The sequence below is a fragment of the Psychrobacillus vulpis genome, from assembly GCF_006861825.1.
In the GTDB taxonomy this organism is placed as follows: domain Bacteria; phylum Bacillota; class Bacilli; order Bacillales_A; family Planococcaceae; genus Psychrobacillus; species Psychrobacillus vulpis.
In genome coordinates, this window is record NZ_VDGI01000003.1 from 62,487 (window position 1) to 71,980 (window position 9,494).

The 9,494-nt window shown below is 38.5% G+C and carries 8 protein-coding genes; all 8 read left to right on the forward strand.

Translation table 11 applies throughout. From position 1 onward, the window contains the following. Position 1: 1 nt before the first annotated feature. The 8 genes from FG384_RS04295 (at position 2) to FG384_RS04330 (ending at position 9,092) form a co-directional block, all read left to right on the forward strand. Complete coding sequence (locus FG384_RS04295; protein ID WP_142641357.1) at positions 2-1,282, forward strand: dihydroorotase; 1,281 nt, start codon at positions 2-4, stop codon at positions 1,280-1,282. Further along, entirely contained in the window at positions 1,279-2,379 is a 1,101-nt protein-coding gene (locus tag FG384_RS04300; protein ID WP_142641358.1) for a carbamoyl phosphate synthase small subunit, read from the forward strand. Before FG384_RS04295 ends, FG384_RS04300 begins: the two co-directional genes overlap by 4 nt. Further along, positions 2,372-5,569 (forward strand): carbamoyl-phosphate synthase large subunit, encoded by a 3,198-nt coding sequence (carB, locus tag FG384_RS04305; RefSeq protein WP_142641359.1) that lies wholly within the window; start codon positions 2,372-2,374, stop codon positions 5,567-5,569. The genes FG384_RS04300 and carB overlap by 8 nt, the downstream gene beginning before the upstream one ends. Beyond that, the gene (locus FG384_RS04310; protein WP_142641360.1) at positions 5,566-6,342 is read left to right on the forward strand and encodes a dihydroorotate dehydrogenase electron transfer subunit; all 777 of its coding nucleotides are present in this window, start codon (positions 5,566-5,568) and stop codon (positions 6,340-6,342) included. Before carB ends, FG384_RS04310 begins: the two co-directional genes overlap by 4 nt. Next, on the forward strand, positions 6,339-7,253 hold the full coding sequence (locus tag FG384_RS04315) for a dihydroorotate dehydrogenase (protein ID WP_142641361.1): 915 nt from the start codon (positions 6,339-6,341) through the stop codon (positions 7,251-7,253). Before FG384_RS04310 ends, FG384_RS04315 begins: the two co-directional genes overlap by 4 nt. Beyond that, the gene (pyrF, locus tag FG384_RS04320; protein ID WP_142641362.1) at positions 7,250-7,960 is read left to right on the forward strand and encodes an orotidine-5'-phosphate decarboxylase; all 711 of its coding nucleotides are present in this window, start codon (positions 7,250-7,252) and stop codon (positions 7,958-7,960) included. The genes FG384_RS04315 and pyrF overlap by 4 nt, the downstream gene beginning before the upstream one ends. Beyond that, positions 7,957-8,589 carry an orotate phosphoribosyltransferase gene (gene pyrE, locus FG384_RS04325; protein ID WP_142641363.1) on the forward strand — a complete coding sequence of 211 codons (633 nt, stop codon included), beginning with the start codon at positions 7,957-7,959 and terminating at the stop codon, positions 8,587-8,589. The genes pyrF and pyrE overlap by 4 nt, the downstream gene beginning before the upstream one ends. 194 nt (positions 8,590-8,783) lie before the next feature. Then, positions 8,784-9,092 carry a hypothetical protein gene (locus FG384_RS04330; protein ID WP_142641364.1) on the forward strand — a complete coding sequence of 103 codons (309 nt, stop codon included), beginning with the start codon at positions 8,784-8,786 and terminating at the stop codon, positions 9,090-9,092. Positions 9,093-9,494: the final 402 nt, after the last annotated feature.

Consider the following 9,494-nt stretch of genomic DNA (forward strand, 5'->3'; position numbering starts at 1 on the left):
AATGACGAAAATTATTCAGAACGTTCAAATGTTAAACAATGATGGAGAATTAGAAATTACAACCATCGTACTGCAAGATGGAAAAATTGCGAAAATCGAAGCGAATGTAACAGCAGAAGATGCAGAAGTAATAGATGGTAAAGGAATGTTAGTTTCACCAGGCTTTATAGATGTTCATGTACATTTACGGGAGCCAGGTGGCGAGCATAAAGAAACAATTGAAACAGGAACGAAAGCTGCTGCTAAAGGTGGATATACAACGATTTGTGCGATGCCTAATACAAGACCAGTTCCAGATACTGTGGAAAACTTCTCTCATGTATTAGATTTAGTAGAAAAAAATGCACTTGTTCGTGTTCTACCTTATGCCTCTATTACAATTCGTCAAGCAGGTAAAGAAAGAACTGATATCGAATCGTTGAAACAACTTGGTGCATTTGCGATTACGGATGATGGTGTAGGTGTACAAGCTGCAAGTACAATGCTTGAGGCGATGGAGGAAGCAGCGAAATATAACATCCCAGTTGTCGCACACTGTGAAGATAATACATTAATATACGGTGGTGTAATGCATAAAGGAAAGAGAAGTGAAGAATTAGCATTAAAAGGTATTCCTTCTGTTTCTGAATCTGTACATATTGCGCGAGATATTTTACTCGCAGAAGCTGCAGGTGCTCATTACCATGTGTGTCACGTAAGCACAAAAGAGTCTGTTCGTGTCATTCGAGACGCAAAAAAAGCGGGAGTACATGTCACAGCGGAAGTTAGTCCACATCATTTACTACTTTGTGAAGACGATATTCCATCAAATGATGCAAACTGGAAAATGAACCCTCCACTAAGAGCAAAAGAGGATATGCTAGCACTTAGAGAAGGTTTATTAGACGGAACTTTAGATTTTGTTGCGACAGATCATGCACCACATTCAGAAGAAGAGAAAGCGAATGGGTTTGAAAAAGCACCATTTGGAATTGTTGGATTGGAAACTGCATTTCCTTTACTTTACACATACTTTGTAAAAAATGGTGAATGGACGTTAAAACAATTATTAGACTATCTTACGACAAAGCCTTCCAATGTTTTCGGATTCGAATTTGGAAAGCTCGAAGTTGGAGCGCCAGCTGATTTAGTTTTAATCGATTTAGAAAAAGAACAAGTAATTGACAAAGAAGCATTTTTATCCAAAGGGAAAAATACACCATTTAACGGATGGGTTTGCACTGGATGGCCGCAAGTAACTATTTACAACGGAGAAATCGTATGGCAGGAGGAGAACGTATGAAAACGAGATATTTAATATTAGAAGACGGTACAGTATTTAAAGGGAATGCATTTGGTAGTGAAGAAGGAACGATCGGAGAGGTAATCTTCACTACTGCAATGACAGGGTATCAAGAATCCATATCAGATCCTTCGAACTGTGGTCAAATATTAACGTTCACTTATCCTATGGTAGGAAACTATGGGATTAATCCAGATGATTTCGAAGCGATAGAGCTAGGTCTCTCAGGTGTAGTAATTCGAGAGCTTGCAGAACAACCTTCAAACTTTAGAAGTGCAGGTACATTAAGTGATTTTTTAGAAGCAAAAAATGTTCCTGGTATTGAAGGAATTGATACGAGAAAGTTAACGCGTATCATTCGAAAGCATGGCTCTTTAAAAGGGCATTTAACAAAAGCTGGTGAAGAAGTAGATGTTGCAAAAGTGGTAGAAACACTTAAAGCTACTGAAATTAAGATAAATGTAGTGGAACAAGTTTCAACTAAAAGACCTTATCCAAGTCCAGGTCGTGGTAAAAGAGTTGTCCTTGTTGACTTTGGTATGAAACACGGTATTTTAAGAGAATTAAACAAACGAAATTGCGACGTTATAGTCGTTCCTTATAACACAACTGCAAAAGAAATTTTAGGGATGAACCCGGATGGAGTAATGCTATCAAATGGACCTGGAGATCCAACAGATATTCCAGAAGTAATTGCAATGGTAAAAGAAATTATCGGGCAAGTACCGATTTTCGGAGTATGTCTTGGACATCAGCTAATTTCGCTAGCAAGCGGAGCAACTTCCTTTAAACTGAAATTCGGACATCGTGGTGGAAACCATCCTGTTAAGGATTTAATAACAGGAAGAACAGAGCTTACATCTCAAAATCATGGATTTGCAATCGATGCTGACTCATTAGCAAATACTGATTTAGAAATTACACATGTTGCGCTTAATGATGGAACTGTAGAAGGTGTAAGACATAAAAAATTTCCAGTGTATTCTGTTCAGTTCCACCCAGAAGGATCATGTGGACCAGAAGATTCTACTCACTTATTCGATCAATTTATCGAACTAATGAATGACGTAAACAAAAAGGAGAATTCACATGCCTAAACGTAAAGATATAGAAACAATTTTAGTAATCGGTTCAGGTCCAATCATCATCGGTCAAGCAGCAGAATTTGACTATGCTGGAACACAAGCATGTATTTCATTAAAAGAAGAAGGATACCGCGTAATTCTAGTGAATTCCAATCCGGCAACAATTATGACAGATACTGAAATAGCAGATAAAGTATATATTGAGCCAATCACACTACCATTCGTAAGCAAAATTATTCGCAAAGAGCGCCCAGATGCTATTTTACCTACACTCGGCGGTCAAACTGGGTTAAATATGGCGATTGCCCTTGATGAATCTGGCATATTAGATGAGCTAGGAATCGAAATTCTTGGTACAAAGCTTGAAGCAATTCATAAAGCGGAAGATCGCGATTTATTCCGTACACTGATGAATGAATTAGGCGAACCAGTACCTGAAAGTGACATCATTCATAACTTGGATGAAGCAAAAGCGTTCGTTGAGAAAATCGGATACCCTGTAATTGTTCGCCCAGCTTTCACACTAGGCGGAACAGGTGGAGGTATTTGCCACAACGATGCAGATCTACTCGAAATCGTGACAAGCGGATTAAAATATAGCCCGGTAACACAATGCTTACTTGAAAAATCGATTGCAGGATATAAAGAAATTGAATATGAAGTAATGCGCGACTCTGCGGATAACGCAATCGTCGTATGTAACATGGAAAACGTCGATGCTGTTGGAATTCATACAGGAGATTCAATTGTTGTTGCTCCAACGCAAACACTATCAGATCGCGAAAACCAAATGCTACGAAATGTATCACTAAAAATTATTCGCGCGTTAAAAATTGAAGGTGGATGTAACGTTCAGCTAGCATTAGATCCACATAGCTTTAACTACTACATTATTGAAGTGAACCCACGTGTGAGTAGATCTTCAGCGCTTGCTTCGAAAGCAACTGGTTATCCAATTGCAAAATTAGCTGCGAAAATAGCAGTTGGTTTAACGTTAGATGAAATGATGAACCCTGTAACAGAAAAAACATATGCGTGCTTTGAACCAGCGCTAGATTACATCGTTGCAAAGATTCCAAGATGGCCATTTGATAAATTTGAGTCTGCCAAGCGTAATCTTGGAACACAAATGAAAGCAACAGGAGAAGTAATGTCCCTTGGACGTACTTTTGAAGAAGCCATACTTAAATCAGTTCGCTCCCTTGAAACTGGTCATTTCCATCTCGAAATGAAAAACAGTGAAACTATTTCAGACGAGTGGATGGAAAAACGTATTCGTCGTGCAGGTGATGAGCGATTATTCTTTATCGGTGAGGCACTTCGTCGAGGGGTGACAGTAGAAACAATCCATGAGTGGAGTCAAATCGATGTATTCTTCTTAAATAAACTACAAAATATTGTACAGTTTGAAAAAGTAGTTCAAGCAAATCCATTTGATAAAGAAGTGTTATATAAAGCAAAACGCATGGGCTTTGCAGATAAAACAATCGCAAAATATTGGAATGTAAAAGAAATTGAAGTGTACAATTTCAAGAAAGAACATAATATTGTACCTGTGTACAAAATGGTCGATACATGTGCTGGAGAGTTTGAATCAGAAACACCGTACTTCTACGGAACATACGAAGAAGAGAATGAATCTATTCGAACAGACAAAGAAAGCGTAATTGTACTTGGTTCTGGGCCAATTCGTATCGGTCAAGGAGTGGAATTCGACTATGCAACTGTTCACTCTGTATGGGCGATCAAAGAAGCTGGGTACGAAGCTATAATTATTAACAACAACCCTGAAACAGTCTCTACAGACTTCTCCATTTCAGATAAGTTATACTTCGAGCCTTTAACAGTAGAAGATGTAATGCATATTGTGGATTTAGAACAACCAAAAGGGGTAGTCGTTCAGTTCGGTGGACAAACAGCGATCAACCTAGCTTCTGCTTTAGAAGAAAGAGGCGTAAAAATTCTTGGAACAACTTTAGAGGATATCGACCGTGCAGAAAACCGCAATGAATTTGAAGCAGCTTTACATGAAATTGGTATTCCTCAACCACTTGGAAAAACAGCAGTATCAGTCGATGAAGCTGTAGCAATCGCAAACGAAATCGGATACCCAGTTCTAGTTAGACCTTCTTACGTACTAGGTGGCCGAGCAATGCAAATTGTGTATAACGAAGGTGAGATTAAACATTATATGGAGCATGCTGTAGAAGCAAGCCCAGAAAAACCAGTTCTAATCGATCGCTATTTAACTGGGACGGAAATTGAAGTGGATGCGATTTGTGATGGTGAAAATGTATTAATTCCAGGAATTATGGAACATATTGAACGAGCAGGAGTTCACTCTGGTGACTCGATTGCAGTTTATCCACCACAAAAACTTTCAAAGCAGCATATTGATACGTTAGTGGATTATACTACTCGATTAGCAAAAGGTTTAAAAATTATTGGGTTAATGAACATTCAATACGTCATTTCTAAAGATGAAGTATATGTTATTGAAGTAAATCCACGCTCAAGTCGTACAGTACCATTTTTAAGTAAAATTACATCTATTCCAATGGCAAATATCGCAACGAAAGCAATTTTGGGACAATCAATAATAGAACAAGGTTACAAACCAGGACTTGCGCCAAATAGTCCGGGAGTATATGTAAAAGTTCCTGTTTTCAGCTTTGCTAAGCTTCGCCGAGTAGACATTACGCTTGGACCAGAAATGAAATCTACCGGAGAAGTGATGGGGAAAGATATCACTTTAGAAAAAGCATTGTACAAAGGCTTAGTAGCAGCAGGTATGGAAATAAAAGATCATGGATCTGTCTTAATGACTATCTCAGATAAAGAAAAGGAAGAAGCAACTGAAATTGCGAAAAGATTTCATGCAATTGGCTTCCGCATTATTGCAACTCAAGGAACGGCTGATGCTATTCAAAAAGCAGGTATTCCAGTAGATATCGTAGACAAAATTGGTTCAAAAGGTGCTACATTACTTGATGTTATTCAAAAGGGAAATGCACAATTTGTTATAAACACATTAACAAAAGGCATGCAGCCGGAACGTGATGGCTTCCGCATTCGAAGAGAATCGGTTGAAAATGGCATTCCGTGTTTAACATCTCTAGATACTGCTGAAGCAATGTTACGTGTCATTGAATCGATGACATTCTCAACAGATACTATGAAACATCAGGAGGTTCGAGCATGATTAGACAAGGACAAATGCAAGTCGTAAACCAAAAACAAATTGCGACGAACATTTTTGAACTTACATTGAATGGGCAACTAGTACAAGAGATGAAGCAACCTGGTCAATTTGTCCATATACGTGTGTCTGATCAAATGGAACCATTGCTTAGAAGACCGATTAGTATTTCTTCTATAAATAGTGAGATATTGGAATTTACGATGATTTACCGTGCAGAAGGAAGAGGAACAACGCTTCTTTCAGAAAAGAAACAAGGAGACCAAGTCGATGTACTTGGTCCTCTTGGAAACGGTTTTCCGATTGATAAAGTTGAAGCTGGACAGAAAGCATTATTAGTTGGAGGTGGAATTGGTGTACCGCCACTATATGAGCTATCTAAGCGTTTGATTGAAAAAGGAGTACAACCGATCCATGTGCTTGGATTTCAATCTAAGGATGTTGTTTTTTATGAGAAGGAATTTCAGGAACTTGGAGAAACGTATATTGTAACTGCAGATGGAAGCTATGGTCATAAAGGTTTTGTTACGAATGTATTAGAAACTTTACAATCCGATTTTGCGGTTTACTACAGCTGTGGTCCAACTCCGATGCTTTCAGCTTTGGAGAAAATGTATCCTGAAAAAGAAGGATATTTATCTTTTGAACAACGTATGGGCTGTGGAATTGGTGCATGTTTTGCATGTGTGTGTGAAACAACAGAAAAAACAGAAGCTGATTATGTGAAAGTATGTTCAGATGGTCCAGTATTTCAGTCAGGAGTGATTCGAGTATGAATAGATTAGCGGTCGAATTACCAGGCCTTTCATTGAAAAATCCAATTATGCCAGCTTCCGGTTGCTTTGGTTTTGGAAAAGAGTATGCCAAATTGTATGATCTTTCACAACTCGGTGCAATTATGATTAAAGCTACTACATTAGAAACAAGACTTGGGAATCCAACACCTCGTGTAGCAGAAACACCAGCTGGAATGCTAAATGCGATTGGGTTACAAAATCCGGGACTTACTAAAGTGATGGAAAACGAACTCCCATGGTTAGAACAGTATGATGTGCCAATTATCGCAAATGTCGCTGGTACGCTAACAGAAGATTATGTTGCAGTTGCAGAAGCTATATCAAAAGCTCCAAATGTACATGCTCTTGAGTTGAATATCTCTTGTCCAAATGTGAAGCAAGGTGGAATTACTTTTGGAACAGATCCAGTAGTTGCAGAAGAATTAACGAGAGCAGTAAAAGATGTATCTTCAGTTCCTGTGTACGTAAAACTATCTCCAAATGTTACAGATGTGAGTGAAATTGCTCGGGCAGTAGAAGCTGGTGGAGCTGATGGTATTACGATGATTAATACATTACTTGGCATGCGTTTACATACGAAAACTGGTAAACCTGTTATTGCAAATGTTACTGGAGGACTATCAGGCCCAGCTATTAAACCAGTTGCATTGCGTATGGTCTATGAAGTAAGTAAGCAAGTTTCGATTCCTATTATCGGAATGGGTGGAGTTTCAGATGTAGACGATGTTATTGACTTTTTATCAGTTGGGGCAAGTGCAGTTGCAGTAGGTACTGCAAACTTTGTAGATCCATTTGTATGCCCAAATATTATAGAGCAGCTTCCACAAAAGTTAGACGAATTAGGATTTGACACTATTTCTGAATTAGTTGGGAGGAGTCATCGATTATGAAAAACAGCCCAATTATCGCATTAGATTTTGCAACAGCTGAAAACGTATATCAGTTTCTTTCACCTTTTGAAAAGTCGCTGTTTGTGAAAGTAGGGATGGAACTTTACTTACAAGAAGGCCCTTCCATTGTTTATAAATTGAAAGAAATGGGACATGACGTATTTTTAGATTTAAAACTTCATGATATTCCAAACACGGTTGGTCAAGCAATGAAAGGATTGGCACGACTTGGTGCAGACTTAGTCAATGTCCATGCAGCTGGTGGGCGAGATATGATGATGGCAGCTCTTGAAGGGTTAGAAGCAGGAACGAGTGCAGGTAATAGTAGACCATCTATTATTGGAGTAACACAGCTTACATCTACTTCAGAGAAGCAGATGCAAGAGGAACAACTGATTAAAACAACAATTGATGAGTCCGTTGTTCACTATGCAAAATTAACGCATAATGCAGGATTAGACGGTGTTGTCTGTTCAGTACTTGAAGCAAGAGCTATCTCAGAAGCTTGTGGACCAAAATTTTTGCGAGTAACTCCAGGAATTCGTTTAGCGGAGGGTGATTCACACGATCAAATTCGCGTAGCGACTCCTTCAAATGCAAGACTATTAGGTTCATCTCATATTGTCGTCGGACGTGCAATTACAAAGGCGGAATCCCCTGTAGAAGCTTATGAAACTATTTTAAAAATGTGGGAGGAACAAGCATGACATTAGAAAATACAATTGCAAAAGCATTACTTCAAGTAGGAGCAGTAGAATTAAAACCAAATGATCTATTTACATGGGCTTCTGGTATTAAATCACCTATCTACTGTGATAACCGCATCACAATGTCGTCACCTGCAATTCGTAAAGAAATTGCAAAAGGATTAGCGGAAGCAATCGAGCAAAATTTTCGAGGAACAGAAGCTGTAGCAGGAACTGCAACTGCAGGGATTCCACATGCTGCTTGGGTAAGTGATGTATTAGAGCTTCCAATGATGTATGTACGTTCGAAAGCAAAAGAACACGGTCGTGGTAATCAAATCGAAGGTAAAATTGTCTCTGGACAAAAAGTAGTTGTTATTGAAGATTTGATTTCAACTGGTGGGAGCAGTTTAATAGCAGTAGAAGCTTTGAAAAAAGAAGGATTTGAAGTACTTGGCGTAGTAAGTATTTTTACATATGGACTTCCGAAAGCAGAGCAAGCTTTTAAAGAAGCCGGCATTTCATTTGTGAGCTTAACGAATTATAATGCATTAACAAATGCTGCAAAAGAAGCAGGTTCTATTGCAGAAGAAGATCTACCAATGCTTTCGAAATGGCATAGTGATTTAAAAGAAGGATTATTGAAATAATAGTTAAGACCAAAGAGCTGTCTAAAAATCGATGAACATCGACTATTAGACAACTCTTTTTTTATTTACCGAGAAACTCAAAACGAGTTAACTTTCATAGGTAAATAATCATAAAATAATAAAGACAATTAGCGGAAAATGTGGTATATTCAATTAAATTTACAAAAATTATTATTACAGGAGGATGTTAGAAAATGTCGCGATCCAAAATATTAAAATGGGTTACAGGTGCGCTCGAAGCGATTCTAGGTATTCCAATTCTAGGTGCTACAATTGTCATAGGTTTCTTATGGATACCTTTAGGTGTTATGTTAATACTACATATTGTTACTCTAGTCCTAACTAAAAATGATGGAGGATCTACAACCGGTAGTATTTTAGGTATTGTTACTTCGTGTGTTGCGTGGATTCCATTTGTTGGAATGATTATGCATATTATTTCAGCAATATTTTTAATGATTGACGCATCCAAAGCAGAGATCAAAGAAACTGATTTTGCTTAGTATAGTTGTATGAAACAAAAAGAAATACTTGAGGAGCAGGAAGTGCGGTAGTCACTTTCTTGCTTCTCTTTTTTTTGGTAATCTCGTGGCGGATGATTTAAAAACAGGTTTTCCGAAGCTTACCGCTCGCTTTCCGCGGGCGAGCGCCGAGCCGCTTCGTCGCTATGCTCCTGCAGGGTCTCGTCTGTCTCGCTTTCCCGCAGGAGTCGATCGGAAGCTTCTCCAAACCAATAAAATAGTAACTTCTACTTTGAAAGAAAATGATATGAGAAACCATAATTATGGAGCGAGAAATTAGAGATAATTACATGCCGAGGTTTATTTTTAAATAGGATGGCTTTGGTTTTCTGAAGCTTACCGCTCGCTTTCCGCGGGCGAGCGCCGAGCCGCTTCGTCGCTATG